Here is a 17,143-nt window from a genome sequence, read left to right on the forward strand (position 1 = left end):
CTCACGCCGTCCCGGCCGCACGGGCGGCATCGGCGATCTTGTCGGCGATCACCACGGCGTCGCGGCCGCTCCAGGACAGCGTCAGCACGTCGTCGATGCGGACCGCGTCATCGTCGTTGCGGGTGGGGAAGGCGGCGACCAGCGGCGGCAGCTTGCCGTCCAGCGGCTCCATATAGACCTTGGTCAGGCTGCCGGTGACCATCACCTCCGACACGCGGCCTTGCAGCTCGTCCGGAGTGTTCCCGCCCTTGCGGGCGACCGTCAGGTTCTGCGGCCGCACCATCACGCGCACCTCGGTACCCGGCGGCAGCTCGTTGCCGTTGGCCAGCGCCCGGCCGGACACGCCCAGCGTGCCGAGGCCGATCTCCACCTCGTCGCCGCTGCGGCTGCGGAGCGCGGCGGGCAGGATGTTGGATTCGCCCAGGAAATCGGCGACGAACAGCGAGCGCGGGCGGAAATACAGGTCGGCCGGCGTGCCCAGCTGTTCGATCCGCCCGGCATTCATCAGGCAGATACGGTTGGACATCGTCATCGCCTCTTCCTGATCGTGGGTGACGTAGACGACCGTCGTTCCCAGCTCGCGGTGCAGGCGCTTGATCTCCAGCTGCATATGCTCGCGCAGCTTCTTGTCGAGCGCGCCCAGCGGCTCGTCCATCAGGATGATCGACGGCTTGTAGACCATGCAGCGGGCCAGCGCGACGCGCTGCTGCTGGCCGCCCGACAGCTCGCGCGGATAGCGGCCGGCGATGTGCGGCAGATGGACCATCTCCAACGCCTCGCCCGCGCGCCGCTTGGCCTCGGCCGCCGGCACCTTCCGCATCTTCAGCGGGAAGGCGATGTTCTCCTCGATGGTCATGTGCGGGAACAGCGCGTAATTCTGGAACACCACGCCGATGTCCCGCTCATAGGGCGGGGCGTAGGTGACGTCCTGCGAGCCGATGCGCACACTTCCCTCGTCGGGCGGCACCAACCCGGCCAGCAGGCTGAGCAGCGTCGTCTTGCCGGAGCCCGACGGACCAAGCAGCGTCAGGAATTCGCCGTCGGCGACGACGAGATCCGTGGGGGCGAGCGCCACAAAGTCGCCGTAGCGCTTGGCAAGACCCTGGACGGAAAGGCTGGAAGAAGACATGCGCGCCTCCTCGCGAAAGGGTGGGGCCGAAGGGGAATGGGGTGCGGGAAGACGGGGGCGGAGGCGCCGTGACGGCATCCCCCACCCCTGCTCCGCCTCAGCTCAGCAGCCAGGCATTGTAGCGCTCAAGACCCTTCTGCTGGTTCTTCAGCCAGTAGTCGGCGTTGATCTGCACGCCGTGCTCGATGTTAGCCGGGAAGGTCGGGCAGTCGGCGGCGATCTTCGAGTCGATGTACTTGAAGGCGTCCGGCTGGGTGACGCCGGCCGGGAAATACTTCACCAGCTCCGCCTGCCGCTTGGGATCGGAAGCGAACTTGATGAACTGGCGGCAGGCGTCCGCATTCGGCGTGCCGGCCAGGATCGCCCAGTTGTCGAGGCCCCAGATGTTCTGGTCCCAGACGATGCCGACCGGTGCGCCAGCGGCGATGGCCGCCTGCGGACGCGACACCCAAGTCGGGATCATATCGACCTCGCCCGACAGCAGCATCTGTTCGACCTGTGCGCCGCTGGTCCAGAAGACGGCGATGTCCTTCTTGATACGGTCCAGCGCCCTGAAGGCGCGGTCGAGGTCGCAGGGATAAACCTCGCCGGTCGGCACGCCGTCGGCCATCAGCGCCTGCTCGATGGTGTCGAACGGGTGCTTGCGCAGGGCGCGGCGGCCGGGGAAGTTGGCGACGTCGTAGAAATCCTTCCAGGAGGCCGGTGCCTTGCGGCCCTTGAAAGCGTCGGTGCGGTAGGCCAGCACCGTCGAGTAGACGTTGGTGCCGACGCCGTATTCCGAGATGTACTGTTTGGGGATCGAGGCGACGGCCGGATCGGTCTCCAGTCCATGCTTCTCCAGCATTGGCTTGTCGCCGCCGGTCAGCATCAGGATTGCCGGCTGGCTGATCTTCGCCATGTCCCAGGTGTAGGACCTGGCTTCCACCATCGAGCGGATCTGCGCCGTCGGCTCGGCATTGGCCTGGACGCCCACCACCTCGATGCCGGTCGCGGCGGTGAAGGGCTTGTAGAACACCTCGCCATAGGCCTTGGTGTAGATGCCGCCGTCGTCCCGCACGACGATCCGCTTGTTCTGCGCGCGGGCCGGGCTCCAGATCGCCGGCATGGCAAGCGTGGAGGCGCCGGCGGCGCCAGCTTTCAGCAGGGTGCGGCGGGACCAGCCGGTTTGGCGGATGCTCATGTCGGGACTCCTCTTGGTGGGCCGGAACGGAGAAGAAACCGCGGAAGAAGGGACGGAACGGACCTCAGCCCGAAGGCAGCAGGCGGCCGGGATTGAACAGGTTCTGCGGGTCGAGGGCCTGCTTCACCGCGCGCATCAGCGCCAGTTCGGCGGCGGGCTTGTAGCGCGCCATTTCACCCAACTGGACGCGACCAACGCCGTGCTCGGCACTGAAGGTGCCGTTCAGCCGGGCGGCCTCATCGTTCACCGCATGGCGGATGGCGGCGGCCAGCGCCTCGCGGTCGGCCACCGCATTCCAGGCGCCGAAGGTGAAGAAGGGGATGAAATGGACGTTGCCGTCGCCGAGATGAGCAACGACGATCGCCGGCAAGCCGGGCACCAGCGCCTGCACCGCGGTCGTTGCGGCGTCGATGAAGGTGGGCACCGCCGACAGCGGCACCGCGCAGTCGGTGGTCAGGCCGACGCCGGCCTTCTTGTTGGCCTCCGACACGCTGTGGCGCACCTCCCACATGGCATGGCGTTGGGCGTCGCTGGCGGCGAGCGCCGCGTCGGTCAGCAGCCCGTCGCCGAAGGCGTCCTCCAGGATCGCCTGAAGTTCGGCATCCAGCGTATCGCCCTCGCTGTTGTCGGACAGCTCGATCAGGATATGCCAGTCGGCCGGCGTCTCGATCGGGCTGCGGCGGCCCGGAACCTGCTCCACCACCAAGTCGAGCTGGAGGCGGTTGATCATCTCGAAGGCCGACAGCCGGGCGCCGCAGCGTTCCTGCATGCGGGTCAGCAGGACCAGCGCGTCGGCCGGACCGGCCATCCCGATCCAGGCGACGGCATGGCGCGTCGGCAGCGGATGCAGCTTCAGCGTCGCTGCCGTGATGATACCCAGCGTGCCTTCCGATCCGATGAACAGGTGTTTCAGGTCGTAGCCGGTGTTGTTCTTGCGCAGGCCATACAGGCCGGACCAGATCGTGCCGTCGGCCAGCACAACCTCCAGCCCCAGCACATTGTCGCGCGTATTGCCGTAGCGCAGGACGGACGTGCCGCCGGCATTGGTCGCGATCGTCCCGCCGATCTGACAGGATCCCTCGGCGCCCAGACTGACCGGGTAGAGCCGCCCGGCCGCCGCCGCCGCTTCCTGCACGGTGGCGAGCACACAACCGGCCTCGACCTCCATCGTGCTGTTGACCGGATCGATGCTGCGCACCGCGCGCATGCGCGCCAGATTGAGGATCACCGGGGCGGGGCCGCTTTCCGATGGGACGGCGCCGCCGCACAGGCTGGTGTTGCCACCCTGCGGCAGCACCGGCACGCCATGGCGAGCACAGCAGCGGACCACCGCCGCAACCTGTTCGGCATTCGCCGGCCTGACGAGGCAGAGTGCCGGCCCGCGGTAGCGGCCGCGCCAGTCCTCCGTCACGGCGTCCAGGTCGGATTTGGATGTCAGAACGGCGTCGGCGCCGATCAGGCCCGACAGCTCAGCGATCACGTCCACACGCGATCTCCTTGATCTGCATGGTGTTCGTTTTTATAATCGGTATTCGATTACATCGACTGGAATATGATAGACGGTGATTGGTACGCCAACAATCCACTTTTTGCGTAGAGGCCGAATTTTTGGTCAGGGCGCAAAATTTCCGGCACGGATCCAAACGCAGCGGCTTCTTGCAAGCAGTCGGACACCCACCACATCTTCGGCTGGTTTCAACCAGGATGGAGCAGCCCCGCCCGGCGGGCGGGGACTCGACCTCGGCAAGCCGCAGGCGGAACTGCTGGAAGCGATCCGCACCGGCGGCCATTCCCGCTATCCGGTCTGCCGCGACTTCCAGCCACACGAGTGCGCCGCATACATCCGACATGCAGGGAATGCTTCTATATAAATCAGACAGACTTTAACGCGGGCCGGCCAAGGGAGCGGTGGAACAGGTCGGGAAAACCGTTCCATCCTGTTCCAGACGTCCCATCCAGCCCTGCTGAGCGAGGTTGGCGCATAAATCCTTGGGGGCTGGCTGAGGGTTCTGGCGGGTATCGAGGCGTTCCGCTGAAGCCGAGAGCCCGATGCCTTACAAGGCCAACGAGAGCCGCCGCCACAAGATCCCGAAGGCGCGCTACCGGGTGGAGAACTGGGCATCTTACGATGCGGCGCTCGGCCGGCGTGGCGATCTGACGGTGTGGGTGACACCCGAGGCGATCGCCGCTTGGACGCCGGCCAAAACGGGGCGGCGTGGTCGGTCTGGCGCCACGGCCGACCGGACGCCAAGGGCAGCATCAACCCGGCCTCAATGGCAATATCGGAGTAGCGCGATGGCCGGCCGCGCCGCCACTTGGCGGGCGGCGTCCAAACGGTGATCGTTTCCGACGACACCCAGATCTTCAGGTCTCTCCGGCGGCGAAGCGCCGCATCGTAAGACGCCCAGTTCTCAACCCGATAGCGGACCTTCGGGATCTTGTGACGTCGGCTCCCGTTGGCTTTGTATGGCATCATCCGGGGCACGGCGGGGCACGGCTTCAGCGGGACCGACTTCCTTATCCGGCAATCCCTTCCCCGCCAACTACCAACCGACTTTCGTACGATCGATTGCCGCACGACATCGGCCGGGAACTTCCCCGACACGAGCGCCGATAGTTCCTCGGTAACGTAACTCCACATGCGATAATGGTCGATGAGCGGCGCCTTGCTCGCATCATTCATCCTTCTCGGTCACGTTCGTATGGGTGCTGGTGGGGCCGGACAGATACCTGACCACCGGTAGCCGTGCACCCCCAGCATGCTGAGGCATGAATACGGAGAAGGTCATGTCCGTGCCGGTGGTGGCCGAGTAATGCTTGTACACCCCACACACCACCGAATGAGCGGTTGGTCGAAACGACATCGAGTGCCATGCGCCCACCTCATTCGGTAAAGGTATAGGCGCAGATCTTGTTGCCGCCGGGATCGCGCAGATAGGCGGCATAGGCGCCCGGCAGGTGGCTGCGCGGGCCGGCGGCGCCTTCGTCGGTGCCACCATTGTTGAGCCCCGCCTTGTAGAAGGCGTCGACCTCGGCCGTGGTCGCGGCAGCGAAGCCGATGGTCACGCCGTTGCTCGACGGCGCTTGGCCGTTGCCCGGCTTGGTCAGCAGGAAAGCGGGCTTGTCGCGACCGTAGAGGATCCAGTCGCCGAATGGCCCGAGATTCCTGATGCCCAGCGCGCCGAGCACCGGATCATAGAACTTCGCCGAAGTCGCCACGTCGTTGCAGCCGATCATGACGTGCGAAAAAATGTCGTCGCCAGAAATCACCGCCATTGCCATTCTCCCCGATAGAATAGGAAAAAATCAGTAGACGACTACCGAGCGGATACTCTCGCCCTTGTGCATGAGGTCGAAGCCCTTGTTGATCTCGTCCAGCGTCAGCACGTGGGTGATCTGTACCTTGGCGGTGTTGACCACCGCGCCGACACCGGTCCTCCGCCTGTCAACAGACACCAGCCCAGCCGGTCGGCCGCCCTCCCCGATGCCGGTCGGCGCGCCGGCAGACGTTCGCGACACTGCGGCATCGGAGAATTTTCGCGCGTCGAAGCGATGCGCAGCGTAGACTCTCCCGGATCGACGGATGACCTCGCACTCTTTCAAGGAAATCGACAGGCCCCATGCCACCCTCCAGGCCCCGCGCATCAGTGCCGCGACCGAATTTCAGCAAGCCCCGCCCCACCGCTGCCGCTTCGGCCGGGGTTCGACCATCGCCCGCCCGTGTGAACGGATCGGCGCTTCAAAAACAGTCTCAGTGGCTCGCCCGCGCCGCCGATGCCGAACGTGCCGGTGACGGCGTGGAGGCTGAGCTGTGCCGGCAATATGCTGAACACTGGTTCCGCGTCTCACGCGGGCAGGACTGAAGCCAAGCCGCCGCGATCGGGAGGGGCGATGCGTATAGAAGTTCATGAAGCGGCTGCTCCCCCCCAAGCGGAAGGCATAACGGCCGGCCTGCTTGCGCATCTGGTCGAGAAAGCGGGCGACTGGCCGCGCGTGCCGTTGACGGTCATGCTGAAGGACGATGCCGGCCTGCTGCGCGGCGGCATCCGCGGCATGCTGACATTGTGCTGGCTGCAGATCGACAATTTCTGGATCGAAACCGCATTCCGTGGGCAGGGCCATGGCAGCCGCATTCTCTCGCAAGCCGAGGACGCGGCCCGAGGCAAGGGAGCCATCGGCGCGCAACTGACAACCTCGACCTTCCAGGCAATCGGCTTCTACGAGAAGCACGGGTATGTCGAAATCGGACGCCTGCGCGACCGGCCTCCGGGGCAGGACCGCGTTTGGATGGCGAAGCGTTGGGGCTGACGCTTCCGAACCCGGCATTCGGATGCATTCGGAACGGCTCGCCCGCCGGATTCTTTGAGCCCGCAATCCCTCAAATTTCCTTCTCCCTAAAGGGGCCGGCACAGGCCTCTGCCCTTCGCCTGTCCGATCTGCAAGCCGCCGGTGCCATAAGCCGCCCCCCATAAAATGAAACGTCGTTGCATTATCTGCGGACAGCTTCTATGGTTCGCCCCAACGAATGTCGCCTCACGGCACAAAACAATGATGGGAGAAGGCGTATGGGAAGCGCGTCCGCTGCCGCAATGGCACCGGCGATCAGCATCGAGCCGACGATGACGAGGGTGATGCGGCGCATCATTCCGTTCATTTTCGTCTGCTACGTCGTCAGTTATCTCGATCGCATCAATGTCGGCTTCGCCGCCCTGCAGATGAACCGCGATCTCGGCCTTACGCCGTCGCAGTTCGGCTGGGGAGCGGGACTTTTCTTTCTCGGCTATTTCCTCTGCGAGATCCCCAGCAACCTGATGATGCAGCGGGTCGGGGCGCGTCTGTGGATCGCGCGCATCATGATCAGCTGGGGCCTGCTGTCGACGCTGACATGCTTCGTCACCGGACCGGTGAGCTTCTCGGTGATGCGTCTGCTGCTCGGCATGGCGGAGGCCGGCTTCACGCCGGGCGTCTATCTGTATTTCACCTACTGGTTTCCCGGTGCCTGGCGCGGGAAGGCGACCGCGGCCTTCCTCGTCGGCATTCCCGTTGCCAACATGATCGGCTCGCCGATCTCCGGCGCCTTGCTCACCATGGACGGCTTCGGCGGTCTTGCCGGATGGCAATGGCTGCTCATCATCGAAGGGCTGCCCGCGGTCCTGCTGGGGATCGCCTGCCTCTTCGTCCTTTCCGACGGACCCGCCGACGCCAAGTGGCTGGAAGACGGGGAACGGCGCGCGCTCGGCGAGCAGTTGGCCGCCGAACAGTCGCTTCTCGCCGCCCGCCACGGCAACAAGCTGCGCGATGCCTTTGCCAACCCGAAGGTCTTCGTGCTCGCGCTGGTCAATTTCTGCGGCATCTGCGGTTCGCTCGGGGTCGGGCTCTGGATGCCGCAGATCGTGCGCGGCTTTGGGGTCAGCTACGTCGCGGTCGGGTTCATCTCCGCTGCACCCTATGCGCTCGGTGCCGTCTGCATGCTCCTCTGGGCGCGTTTCGCCAACCGCTCGAACCATCGGCTGTGGTTCGTCTGCGGCGCTCTGGCGATGGCCGGTCTGGCCCTGTCGGTCAGCGCGACCTTCACGGCCCCCCTGCCGGCCATGCTGGCATTGACCGTGACCGTGGTCTCCATCCTGTCGTTCCAGGCGACCTACTGGGCGATCCCGTCCGGCTTCCTGACCGGACGCGCCGCCGCGGCCGGTCTGGCGCTCATCGTGTCCATCGGCAATCTCGGCGGCTTCGCCGGGCCCTACATGATCGGCTATCTGCGGGAGACGACCATGAGCTTCTCGACGCCGCTCTATGTGCTGTCGGCCATCCTCCTCACCGGGGCGGCGGTCATGGCCGTTCTCGGCGATCCCGGCCGCGACAAGTTCACGCCGAAGGGGGTGACATGATCACCCGGCGCACTCTCCTGGTCGGTGGTGCGGTGGGCGGAGCCTGCGCGCTCGCCGGTACCCGGATCGCTCCCCGGCCCGCCCTGGCCCAGACCGTCCCGAATTCCGCAGGCACCGAGCCGCCGGCCCTGAAGGCCCCGGTGAGCGCCTGCGACAGCCACCATCACATCTACGACGCCCGTTTCCCGGTATCGCCGCATTGGCGCGGCGGCCGGCCCGACGGGGCGACCGTCGCCGATTACCGGCTGTTGCAGAAGAAGCTGTCGATCACCCGGCATGTGATCGTGCAGCCCTCGACCTATGGTGTCGACAACCGCTGCCTGCTCGACGCGCTCGAACAGTTCGGAAGCGAAGCCCGCGGCATCGTCGTCATCGACGAGAACACGACGGCCGCCGAGCTGCGACGGATGAACGATCTGGGCGTGCGTGGCGTCCGGGTGAATTTCCTCACCCCGCAGAGCTGGGGCGTCACGACGCCGGAGCGTCTGATCGAGACGGCCGCCCGCATCGCCCCCCTCGGCTGGCATGCGCAGGTCTTGATGTCGGGCGAGCAGATCGCCCGCTTCGAAGAGGTGCTGACCGGTTTGCCGGTTCCCGTGGTGTTCGACCATCTCGGACGCATTCCGCAGCCCGATGGCCTGTCGCATCCGGGGGCGCAGGCCATCCTGCGCATCGTCGGCAAGGGCCGCAGCTGGATCAAGCTGTCCGAACCCTATGTCGACACCAAACTCGGTCCGCCGGCCTATGCCGACACCGGTGCGCTCGCCCGCGCCTATGTGCAGGCCGCTCCTGAGCGGGTGATCTGGGGAAGCGACTGGCCCCACCCGACCGAAAAGGAAAAGCCGGACGATGCCCTGCTGTTCGACCTGCTGACGGGCTGGGCGCCGGACGCTTCGACGCGGAAGAAGATTCTGGTGACGAATCCGGCCACCCTCTTCGGCTTCTCCTGATTGTCGGCAGGCTTTCCGGGCGAGGCGCCGGCGTCGTGCCGGCAATAAAAAAGGAGTGACCGTCATGGTCACTCCTTTCCCATGACCGACGCAGCGCCTCAGGTGTGGGAGTACATCGGCAGGCCCGGCGTTTCCAGGTCGGCGCGCAGGATCGAGCCGGTCCGGCTTTCGGTGATGAACAGGCTGCGGTTTCCCTCGCCGCCGAAGGCGAGGTTGGTGGTTCCCACCCCGGCGCAGGACACGATGCGGTCGAGCGGCTCGGCAACCGGCGACACGCGCCAGACCGAACCGAACCCCGTGTGGCAGATCAGCAGGTTGCCGTCGCGGTCCAGCGCCAGACCATCCGGCCCGCCCGGCCCGCCATGCAGGTTCACGAACACGCCCACCTTGGTGACGAGGCCGCTTTCGGGCAACGGAATGCGCCAGACCTGATTGGCCCGCGTCACCGCGACCAGCAGGAAGGTTTCGTCGGCATCGACGACGATGCCGTTCGGGCTGGGGATGGTATCGACGAGGCAGGTCAGCCGGCCGTCGGTTCCCAGCCGCCAGACCCGGCCCGTCGGGTCGTGCATGCCGGTCTGGCCCTGGTCGGTGAAGTAGATCGTGCCCGACCGTGCGAAGACGAGGTCGTTGACGCCCTTGAAGCTTTCGGTCGCCGCCGTTTCCAGCAGCGGCGTCACCCGCCCGCTGTCCGGGTCGAGCAGCATCAGCCCGCGCTTGTAATCGGTGATGACGATCCGGCCGTCGGCATGAATCTTCAGGCCGTTCGGCCAGCCGTCATACTCGGTCACCTGCGTCCATTCGCCGTCCGGATCGACGCGGAACACCCGTCCATAGGGGATGTCGGTGACGTAGAGGCGGCCGGCGCGATCGAAGGACGGCCCTTCGAGGAAGCTGTCGATCTGCCGGCCGCCCTGGTTGCCATCGGCCCAGGCGGTGCGCCGCGCCGTCCGGAAGCGATCCGGAAGGCGGGTGAAGACGCTGGTTTCGATCCGGCGGGGAGGTGCAAACCAGCTCATTTCGGAAATCCGTAAAGGTCCGCGGGATTGTCGACGAGGATACGGTGCAGTGTAGCCTCGTCCGGCATGGCCTGCGCCATCAGATCGAACAGTTCGGCATCGTCCGGCTTATCGTCGGGCTTACGGGTCGGATGGGGCCAGTCGCTGCCCCAGACCATCCGCTCCGGAGCGGCCCGGACATAGGCCGCCGTGATTGCGGCGCTCTGGATGTAGGGCGACCTGCTGGTGAGGTAGGCGCCGGACAGCTTGACCCAGGTTTTGCCCTTGTCGAGCAGCCTGCGGATGATCGCATAGGATGCGCTTTCGAGGCCTTCGGCCGGCAGCGCGCCCAGATGGTCAATCACGATGCGTGACGGCAGGGCCATCAGCAGATCCTGCGTCTCGGCCAACTGCTGCGGCCGCATGTTGATCTCGCAGTGCCAGCCCAGCGCGGCGAGCCGCGGCGAGAGCTTTTGCAGCGACGAGATCGACAGCGGTCCGGGGAACGGCAGGTTGAACCGCACGCCGCGCACCCCCAGCGCGTCGAGCCGTTTCAGTTCCGCATCCGCAACATCCTCGGCGACGACGGCGACCATGCGGAAATTGTCGGGTCCGAGCGCCTGCAGGGAGGCGAGCTGCAGGCTGTTGTCGGTGCCGTAGGTCGAGGGCGTCACCAGAACGCCGCGCGTCGTCCCGAGGCGCCGTTGCAGCGTCCTGTAATCTTCCGGCAACGCGTCGGGCGGGGTGAGCGTCGCGCCGGGGGCCGTGGGATAGCGGGAGTCGTAGGTGTGGAAATGGCAGTCGGTCGCGTTGGCCGGCGCCTTCGCCGCCGGCCTTGCGGTGCCGGTGGACCAGCGGACCGCCTCTTCACCGCGCCCTTCCGCCCAAGCCGTCGCCAATGGTGGGAGCGCGGCGGTGGCCGCCGCTCCCGCCAGCAGGGCGCGGCGCGTCATCGCATCCTCTCGCGTCATGTCACGCCCCCTTCGCAGCGGCTGTGGTCACCGCCGCGTCGCGCTTCTGCCGGCTGATCGCCAGGACCAGCCCGGCGCCGATCGCGGTGACCAGGGCGATCGGCAGAAGCGCCAGCGCGTAGTTGCCGGTCGCCTGCAGAATGCTGCCATAGACATTCACCATCAGACCGCCGCCGATGAGGTTCGACACGGCGTTGATCATGGCGAGGCCGGCCGCGACCGATCCGGCGCTGAGCCAGCCGGACGACAGCGCCCAGAAGGGGCCTTTGAAGGCGTAGGCGCCGACCAGCACCATGCTGAGCAATGCGATGGTTCCGGCAAGCGACTGGACGACGAAGGCGCCGAGGAAGCCGGCGGTGATGAGCAGCAGCATCAGCGCGGTGTGCCAGCGCCGCTCCTTCGTCTTGTCGGAATGGCGGCCCCACAGCACCATCAGCACGCAGGCGACGCCATAGGGGATCGAGTTGATCAGACCGGTCTCGAAATTCGTCAGGCCGAAGGATTTCAGAAGCTGCGGCTGCCAGACGCCGAGCACCGTCCCCGCCGCCGACGCGCCGGAGCAGGTCAGCGCCATCGCCCAGACAGTGGGGTTGCGCAGCAATTCCGCGAAGGATCCCCAACCGGTCTTCTGCGCGGCGGCCGGCCGGCTGGCCTTCTCACGGTCGAGTTCGGCGCAGAGCCATGTGCGCTCGTCGCCGCGCAGCCAGTGCGCCTGTTCCGGCCGGTCGGTCAGGAAGAAGAAGCAGACGATGCCGAGCAGGACGGTCGGGACGCCTTCCAGAATGAACAGCCACTGCCATCCGCGCAGGCCGAGCATGCCGTCGAGGCCGAGCAGGATGCCGCCCAGCGGGGAGCCGATGAAGGTCGCCGCCGGGATAGAGATGCCGAACAGGGCGATCAGGCGGCCGCGATAGCCGGCCGGCAGCCAGTAGGTCAGGTAGAGCAGGACGCCGGGGAAGAAACCGGCTTCGGCGGCACCGAGGACGAACCGCATGACGTAGAAGGAATTCTGCCCCTGGACCAGCGCCATGCCGGCCGAAACGAGGCCCCAGGTGATCATGATGCGGGCGATCCAGCGCCGCGCGCCGAAGCGCTGGAGGGCCAGGTTGCTCGGCACCTCCATCAGGAAGTAGGAGAAGAAGAACAGGCTGGCGCCGAAGCCGAACACCGCCTTCGACATTCCGAGATCCTGGACCATCTGCAAGGACGCCATGCCGACGTTGCCGCGATCCAGGATCGCGAACAGGTAGCAGATCATCATGAACGGCATGATGCGCCACGCCACGCGGCGCATGGTCCTCTGTTCGAGCGTGTTGGACGCTTCGTCGGTTTGCGACATCGTTTCCTCCCGGAGCGGTATTGACTGGTGCGTCGGTCAGGCGACGCGGAGCTGCGGCGCGTTGACCATCGCGCGCGGATCGGCTCCCTTGCCTTCGAGCACGTTCATGACGTGGTCGAGCGCGATGAGGCCCATGGCGTCGCGGGCGGTCTGGGTGCTGGCGCCGACATGCGGGGTGGCGATCAGGTTGGGGAGCGTCAGCAGCGGATTGGCCGGATTCACCGGTTCCACCGCGAAGGTGTCGAGACCGGCGCCGCCGATTCGGCCGTCGCGCAAGGCCTCGAACAGGGCGTCCTCGTCGATCAGCCCGCCGCGCGCCGTGTTGATCAGGATGCTGCCTGGCCGCATGGTGGCGATCTGCTCGCGGCCGATCAGGTTGCGGGTCTGCGGGGTCAGCGGACAGTGCAGGCTGATGACGTCGCTGGTGGCGAGCAGCTCGTCCAGGCTCGCCACACGCTCCGCCCCCTCGATCCGGACGTCGGCCGGCATGTAGGGATCGAAGACGCGCACGGTCATGTGCAGGGGCTGCACCAGCCCGACCAGAATACGGCCGATCTCGCCCAGGCCGACGACGCCGAGGCTGCGTCCGCGAAGCTGCAGGCCAGAGGTGGTCGCCTTGTCCCAGAAGCCGGCCTTCATCCGCGCATCGAGATGGGCGAGGTCGCGGGCGACGGCGAACATCAGCGCGAAGGCAAGCTCCGCCACCGACTGCGAGTTGGCGCCGCGGGCGACGAGAACCGGGATGCCGTGGCGGGCGGCGGCTTCGGTATCGATGTTGTCGTAGCCGACGCCATGCTTGGCGATCGCCCGGAGCCTGGGAGACGCGGCGATCACTTTTTCCGTGACCTTGCCCTGCCGCACGATGATGCCGTCGATCTCTTCCTTCGCGGCGACCGCGGCGAGTTCCTCGGGGCTCGCATAGGCGGCGCCGATGGAAACGAGGCGCGCGCCGCGCCGTTCCGCGACTTCGGCGGCTTCCGGCGTCAGCGCTGGGCCGGTGACCAGGATTGTATAGGGCATGCCTGTCCCTTTCTGATTTCAAGCAAGCGCCTGCCGCTGCCGGCGCGTGACGGTGCACGCTGCCGGCCTGGGCCGTGGCGGGTCGGTGGTGTCGCCAACCGTTGCTTTTTGAAATTGCAACGGCGTTTCATTTTTTGGTACCTATTGCATCGGCGGCTCGGATTGTCAACCGTGCGTCGGATGATCCGGCCGCAAAACCAACATCAGACAGGCAGGAGCGCTCACATGACCGTCGGTTTCCGCATCTATCCGAACCCGAAGCAGAAGGCTTCGCCGGACCTCGTGGAGCGCTTTCGCAAGCTCCCGGTCGCCAATGTCAGCGACAGCATGTCGCGCATGGCGGCTGCCGGCCCGCGTCTGCGCCCGATGCATGGCGGCGGCGTGCTGGCCGGTCCGGCCATCACCGTGAAGTCGCGTCCCGGCGACAATCTCATGCTGCACAAGGCCATCGACATGGCGGAGCCGGGCGACGTCATCGTCCTCGATGCCGGAGGCGACCTCACCAACGCGCTGATCGGCGAACTGATGGTCGCGCATGCTGAACGGCGCGGCGTCGGCGGCATCGTCATCAACGGCGCGATCCGCGACGCCGCCACGCTGCGGGAAGGCCGCTTCCCGATCTTCGCCGCCGGCGTCACCCATCGTGGTCCCTACAAGGACGGCCCCGGCGAGATCAACGTGCCGATCTCCATCGACGGCATGATCATCACTCCCGGCGATCTGATGCTCGGCGACGACGACGGCCTCGTCTGCGTCCCGCTCGCGGATGCGGAGGCGATCTACGCCGGGACCAAGAAGAAGCATGACGCCGAAACCGCCCAGATGGAAGCGATCCGGGCGGGACGCAACGACCGCTCCTGGGTCGATGCCGAACTGAAGAAGCGCGGCGTCGAGTATATGGGCTGAGGACGAGCGATCCGGCGGGTGAAATTCCTGCCGGTTGCCTGTATATCCTCCTGAAATGGCCGCCCGATGGGCGGCCTCTTCAGGAAGCCGCATGTGACGACCGATCAGACCAAGACCAGGAAGCCCGCCAAGACCGAAGCATCGTCCGGGTTGCAGGGCGTATCAGCCGTCGAGCGCGCCCTGACCGTGCTGACCGCCTTCCAGCGTGGCGACGGCGTGGTCAGTCTGGCCGAACTCACCAAGCGCACCGGTCTGGTCAAGACGACGGTCATGCGCATGGCCCTGTCGCTGGAGAGCTTCGGGCTGATCAAGCGCGTCGAAGACGGCGGTTACCGTCTCGATGCCGAGGTGATGCGGCTTGCCGCCTGCTACCAGCATGCCTTCGGCCTTGCCGACCATGTGACGCCGGTGTTGGAGCGGCTGGCGCGCTCGACCGGGGAGACCGCGTCCTTCTACACGCGGCGCGGCGAACAGCGCCTTTGTCTGTTCCGCGTCGAGAGCGCCAGCCCGATTCGCATGCATGTGCAGTCCGGCGACCTCCGCCCGATGGACAAATCCGCCATTGCCCAGGTGCTCCGCCATTTCGACGTCGGTCGCGTCGCGCCGAAGATCGATGTGCCGATCTATACCAGTGGCGTTACCGATCCACATGCCGCGTCACTGGCAATGCCGGTGTTCGGGCCGGGCGGCGGCCTCCTTGGCGCCCTCGCGCTGTCCGGCCCGGTCACCCGGCTGACCGCGGACTATGCCGAAAGGATCCGGCCGGAATTGAAGGCGGCCGGGGATGAGCTGACGAAGGCCTGCGGCGGTTGAACTCCGTCCCCGGATCCTGACCCTCAGGCGGATCGCGCCGATGCGGACCATGGCGCGGCGCCGCCGGGTCGTGTGGGAGATCGATGCGCAAGTGAAGCCAACTTGCTCGTCGTCGGTTTCGATCTCCTGAGCGAGGGCTCCGAAGGATCGCCGCATCCGGCAACATCGCGGCGATCCGGGTCAGGCTGGCCGACACCCTGGACAACAGCGATCCTGGAGCAGGCGCTGCAGACGGCCGATCGAAGCGATGTCGCGAAAGGCGGAGGCCACCGGTCGGCTGCTGGTGGCCCCGCTGTCGCGGAAAGGTGCACACCAGCCACGCGGACCGAGGCGCACCCTCTGCATCGGTCTCAATCGAAAAGTTCCGGCCTCCACCCAAGCATCAGGCGGTCGATTCCGATCGCCCAGCCAATGCCTTCGGCGTAACGGCCGCCGCCTGCAATCTGCTTCTGCGCACCGAGTGCAGGGCATTCGGCTTCAAAACCGTCTTCCACGTAATAGGAGAGGCCACGCTTCACACCGTCCGAATAGACCCACTCAAGGCCTTCGAAGCTATCGAGGCAGGCCCGCAGCAGTCCGGTTGCCTCTTCTCGATCCATCGCGCAATCGCCGTTCAGGATCTCGATACCGAATTGGGTGAATTCGCGGTAGCGTCCGCGCTGGGGGCGTTCGTAGCGGTAGCAACGCTGCGCATAAAAGAGCCGCCTCGGTTCCTTGCGCCCGCGCGCAATCGCCCACTCCTCGCGCCATAGCTTTTGAATCATACCCGTTACTTCCGGGATCAGGCAGACCTTGCGTCCACCACGGTCCTCAAAAGTCCACATCTGCCCTTCCTTGTCCGGGCCGATCTTCCTGAGAAAGGTTTCGGCTTCGCAGATGGAGGGCAGAATAATTTCCTCAAATCCCGCCTCAGTGAACCGACCTCCGCAGGCGATCGAGGATATCGGTATAGAGACGGGCCTGGTCGCCGATAAGGGTGCGCGTACCTCGCAGCATGTGTCTTCTCCTGTCTGGTGCCGGGAAGCTCCCGGGTGATGTGATGAAACTGAAGCGAACGTCGGATCGGCGCTGTCGGAATCCACGGCCCGAAAAGCAGCGGGGCCGCCTCATCTTACGATGGGCGGCCCCGCTGCCGGTTCGATCCGAAAATCCCGTTCAGCTCTCCCGGGAACCCTCGACCACCGCGCGCGACCGCCCCCCACGGCCGATGCCGTGGCGACCGAAGAGGAAATGGGGGTGGCGCAGTGCGAGCATCTGACTGGTTCCGTGATCGGGACGACCACTATGAGGCGAGTTTCCCAATCCGGTCAAGAGTCCCCCCCCGGCGGCATTACACAAACCCACCCCTTTCATTTGGTCGAGGCGAACCTCAGGAGAGCATGGCCGTGACGGTCTGGACGTCGCCGATGGCCGCCAACTGGCGATCGACCGAGAAGATATGTACAGCCCCCGGCACGGTATCGTGCGGCCGGATCAAGCGCACCATGCTGCGGTTGATGTACATGAAGATCCTGGACTGGTCCGTCGAAAGCGCCTGGAGTTTCCTGAAGTTCGGTCCAAGCAGGTTGGCAACCTCGTCAGGCGTTTTCAGGACCGTGATCGTGCGGTTCCCGTCAAACAGCAAAACGGCGTTTTGCACGTTGTCAACGGGCAGGTCAGGCACGATGGCGAAAACCTTGTCCGCATCGACGGCGACAGTTCCATACGGAGGGATGGTCGGCAGTTGAACGAATGCCATGCGATTCTCCCAATAGAGACGGGCGCGGGAACCGGTCACTCGTCCCGGCCCTGGATACGGTTGGCGATCCCATATCGCGCGTCAAGCGCGGATGAGCCACCGCACTCTCGTCTTTGATGCATATATCTCAGGATTTTCATCAGGCCGGACCGTCCATCGTGATTGCTCACCGGTCTGATTGCTCACCGGTCTGGGGGATCGGGTGCTGCGC

At 65.9% G+C, this 17,143-nt stretch carries 17 protein-coding genes and 2 pseudogenes; 7 read left to right on the forward strand and 12 right to left on the reverse strand.

Features of this window, described 5'->3' with window-relative positions; genetic code table 11:
* Window position 1: 1 nt before the first annotated feature.
* From J2848_RS34685 to J2848_RS34695, 3 genes are all read right to left on the reverse strand, one after another.
* On the reverse strand, window positions 2-1,129 hold the full coding sequence (locus J2848_RS34685) for an ABC transporter ATP-binding protein (protein WP_149235336.1): 1,128 nt from the start codon (window positions 1,127-1,129) through the stop codon (window positions 2-4).
* 97 nt (window positions 1,130-1,226) lie between these two features.
* Window positions 1,227-2,309, reverse strand: coding sequence for an ABC transporter substrate-binding protein (locus J2848_RS34690; RefSeq protein WP_149235335.1), 1,083 nt, complete (start codon window positions 2,307-2,309; stop codon window positions 1,227-1,229).
* Window positions 2,310-2,373: 64 nt separating this feature from the next.
* Entirely contained in the window at window positions 2,374-3,795 is a 1,422-nt protein-coding gene (locus J2848_RS34695) for an FAD-binding oxidoreductase (protein ID WP_149235334.1), read from the reverse strand.
* Between the two features lie 563 nt (window positions 3,796-4,358).
* Between J2848_RS34695 and J2848_RS34700 the strand changes: the two are divergent.
* Window positions 4,359-4,532: pseudogene (locus J2848_RS34700) on the forward strand (IS5/IS1182 family transposase); the annotation flags it as partial.
* Here the strand turns inward: J2848_RS34700 and J2848_RS34705 are convergent.
* The 3 genes and pseudogenes from J2848_RS34705 to J2848_RS34715 all read right to left on the reverse strand — a co-directional run.
* Window positions 4,528-4,782, reverse strand: a pseudogene (locus tag J2848_RS34705) (transposase); the annotation flags it as partial. The pseudogenes J2848_RS34700 and J2848_RS34705 sit on opposite strands and share 5 nt — an antisense overlap.
* A gap of 410 nt (window positions 4,783-5,192) precedes the next feature.
* Entirely contained in the window at window positions 5,193-5,585 is a 393-nt protein-coding gene (locus tag J2848_RS34710) for a VOC family protein (RefSeq protein WP_149235333.1), read from the reverse strand.
* 30 nt (window positions 5,586-5,615) lie between these two features.
* Window positions 5,616-5,828, reverse strand: a complete 213-nt coding sequence (locus J2848_RS34715; protein ID WP_170307287.1) for a hypothetical protein — start codon at window positions 5,826-5,828, stop codon at window positions 5,616-5,618.
* 101 nt (window positions 5,829-5,929) lie between these two features.
* Between J2848_RS34715 and J2848_RS34720 the strand changes: the two genes are divergently transcribed.
* From J2848_RS34720 to J2848_RS34735, 4 genes are all read left to right on the forward strand, one after another.
* Window positions 5,930-6,172, forward strand: a complete 243-nt coding sequence (locus J2848_RS34720) for a DUF4167 domain-containing protein (RefSeq protein ID WP_149235332.1) — start codon at window positions 5,930-5,932, stop codon at window positions 6,170-6,172.
* Between the two features lie 28 nt (window positions 6,173-6,200).
* Entirely contained in the window at window positions 6,201-6,617 is a 417-nt protein-coding gene (locus tag J2848_RS34725; RefSeq protein WP_170307290.1) for a GNAT family N-acetyltransferase, read from the forward strand.
* 257 nt (window positions 6,618-6,874) lie between these two features.
* Window positions 6,875-8,197 carry an MFS transporter gene (locus tag J2848_RS34730; RefSeq protein ID WP_170307289.1) on the forward strand — a complete coding sequence of 441 codons (1,323 nt, stop codon included), beginning with the start codon at window positions 6,875-6,877 and terminating at the stop codon, window positions 8,195-8,197.
* Window positions 8,194-9,147 (forward strand): amidohydrolase family protein, encoded by a 954-nt coding sequence (locus J2848_RS34735; protein ID WP_149235330.1) that lies wholly within the window; start codon window positions 8,194-8,196, stop codon window positions 9,145-9,147. Before J2848_RS34730 ends, J2848_RS34735 begins: the two co-directional genes overlap by 4 nt.
* 98 nt (window positions 9,148-9,245) lie before the next feature.
* On the opposite strand, the gene J2848_RS34740 is transcribed toward J2848_RS34735, so the two are convergent.
* The 4 genes from J2848_RS34740 to J2848_RS34755 are packed head-to-tail and all read right to left on the reverse strand — an operon-like array spanning window position 9,246 to window position 13,475.
* A complete protein-coding gene (locus J2848_RS34740; protein ID WP_149235329.1) occupies window positions 9,246-10,166 on the reverse strand; it encodes an SMP-30/gluconolactonase/LRE family protein in 921 nt (306 codons plus the stop codon).
* Complete coding sequence (locus tag J2848_RS34745) at window positions 10,163-11,116, reverse strand: amidohydrolase family protein (RefSeq protein ID WP_149235328.1); 954 nt, start codon at window positions 11,114-11,116, stop codon at window positions 10,163-10,165. The genes J2848_RS34740 and J2848_RS34745 overlap by 4 nt, the downstream gene beginning before the upstream one ends.
* Window position 11,117: 1 nt before the next feature.
* Window positions 11,118-12,455 carry an MFS transporter gene (locus J2848_RS34750; protein ID WP_211103354.1) on the reverse strand — a complete coding sequence of 446 codons (1,338 nt, stop codon included), beginning with the start codon at window positions 12,453-12,455 and terminating at the stop codon, window positions 11,118-11,120.
* A gap of 36 nt (window positions 12,456-12,491) precedes the next feature.
* Window positions 12,492-13,475 carry a hydroxyacid dehydrogenase gene (locus J2848_RS34755; RefSeq protein WP_149235326.1) on the reverse strand — a complete coding sequence of 328 codons (984 nt, stop codon included), beginning with the start codon at window positions 13,473-13,475 and terminating at the stop codon, window positions 12,492-12,494.
* A gap of 225 nt (window positions 13,476-13,700) precedes the next feature.
* On the opposite strand from J2848_RS34755, the gene J2848_RS34760 reads away from it, so the two are divergent.
* Window positions 13,701-14,381 (forward strand): RraA family protein, encoded by a 681-nt coding sequence (locus J2848_RS34760; RefSeq protein WP_149235325.1) that lies wholly within the window; start codon window positions 13,701-13,703, stop codon window positions 14,379-14,381.
* Window positions 14,382-14,474: 93 nt separating this feature from the next.
* The gene (locus J2848_RS34765; protein WP_211103353.1) at window positions 14,475-15,194 is read left to right on the forward strand and encodes an IclR family transcriptional regulator; all 720 of its coding nucleotides are present in this window, start codon (window positions 14,475-14,477) and stop codon (window positions 15,192-15,194) included.
* A 350-nt stretch (window positions 15,195-15,544) separates the two neighbouring features.
* Here J2848_RS34765 and J2848_RS34770 read toward each other — a convergent pair whose 3' ends face one another.
* Together J2848_RS34770 and J2848_RS34775 are read right to left on the reverse strand one after the other, a co-directional pair.
* On the reverse strand, window positions 15,545-16,276 hold the full coding sequence (locus J2848_RS34770; RefSeq protein WP_211103352.1) for an ATP phosphoribosyltransferase regulatory subunit: 732 nt from the start codon (window positions 16,274-16,276) through the stop codon (window positions 15,545-15,547).
* A gap of 287 nt (window positions 16,277-16,563) precedes the next feature.
* Window positions 16,564-16,932: a hypothetical protein gene (locus J2848_RS34775; protein WP_149235323.1), complete on the reverse strand. Its 369-nt coding sequence runs from the start codon at window positions 16,930-16,932 to the stop codon at window positions 16,564-16,566.
* Window positions 16,933-17,143: the final 211 nt, after the last annotated feature.

This window comes from Azospirillum lipoferum (genome assembly GCF_024170005.1).
Lineage (GTDB): Bacteria > Pseudomonadota > Alphaproteobacteria > Azospirillales > Azospirillaceae > Azospirillum > Azospirillum lipoferum.

Excerpts from the sequence above, each read along its gene's own strand:
- J2848_RS34720 (WP_149235332.1), top strand. The coding sequence starts at position 5,930 with ATGCCACCCTCCAGGCCCCGCGCATCAGTGCCGCGACCGAATTTCAGC.
- J2848_RS34710 (WP_149235333.1), bottom strand. The coding sequence starts at position 5,585 with ATGGCGGTGATTTCTGGCGACGACATTTTTTCGCACGTCATGATCGGC.
- J2848_RS34690 (WP_149235335.1), bottom strand. The coding sequence starts at position 2,309 with ATGAGCATCCGCCAAACCGGCTGGTCCCGCCGCACCCTGCTGAAAGCT.
- J2848_RS34775 (WP_149235323.1), bottom strand. The coding sequence starts at position 16,932 with ATGGCATTCGTTCAACTGCCGACCATCCCTCCGTATGGAACTGTCGCC.
- J2848_RS34750 (WP_211103354.1), bottom strand. The coding sequence starts at position 12,455 with ATGTCGCAAACCGACGAAGCGTCCAACACGCTCGAACAGAGGACCATG.
- J2848_RS34730 (WP_170307289.1), top strand. The coding sequence starts at position 6,875 with ATGGGAAGCGCGTCCGCTGCCGCAATGGCACCGGCGATCAGCATCGAG.
- J2848_RS34735 (WP_149235330.1), top strand. The coding sequence starts at position 8,194 with ATGATCACCCGGCGCACTCTCCTGGTCGGTGGTGCGGTGGGCGGAGCC.
- J2848_RS34760 (WP_149235325.1), top strand. The coding sequence starts at position 13,701 with ATGACCGTCGGTTTCCGCATCTATCCGAACCCGAAGCAGAAGGCTTCG.
- J2848_RS34725 (WP_170307290.1), top strand. The coding sequence starts at position 6,201 with ATGCGTATAGAAGTTCATGAAGCGGCTGCTCCCCCCCAAGCGGAAGGC.
- J2848_RS34740 (WP_149235329.1), bottom strand. The coding sequence starts at position 10,166 with ATGAGCTGGTTTGCACCTCCCCGCCGGATCGAAACCAGCGTCTTCACC.
- J2848_RS34685 (WP_149235336.1), bottom strand. The coding sequence starts at position 1,129 with ATGTCTTCTTCCAGCCTTTCCGTCCAGGGTCTTGCCAAGCGCTACGGC.
- J2848_RS34745 (WP_149235328.1), bottom strand. The coding sequence starts at position 11,116 with ATGACGCGAGAGGATGCGATGACGCGCCGCGCCCTGCTGGCGGGAGCG.
- J2848_RS34755 (WP_149235326.1), bottom strand. The coding sequence starts at position 13,475 with ATGCCCTATACAATCCTGGTCACCGGCCCAGCGCTGACGCCGGAAGCC.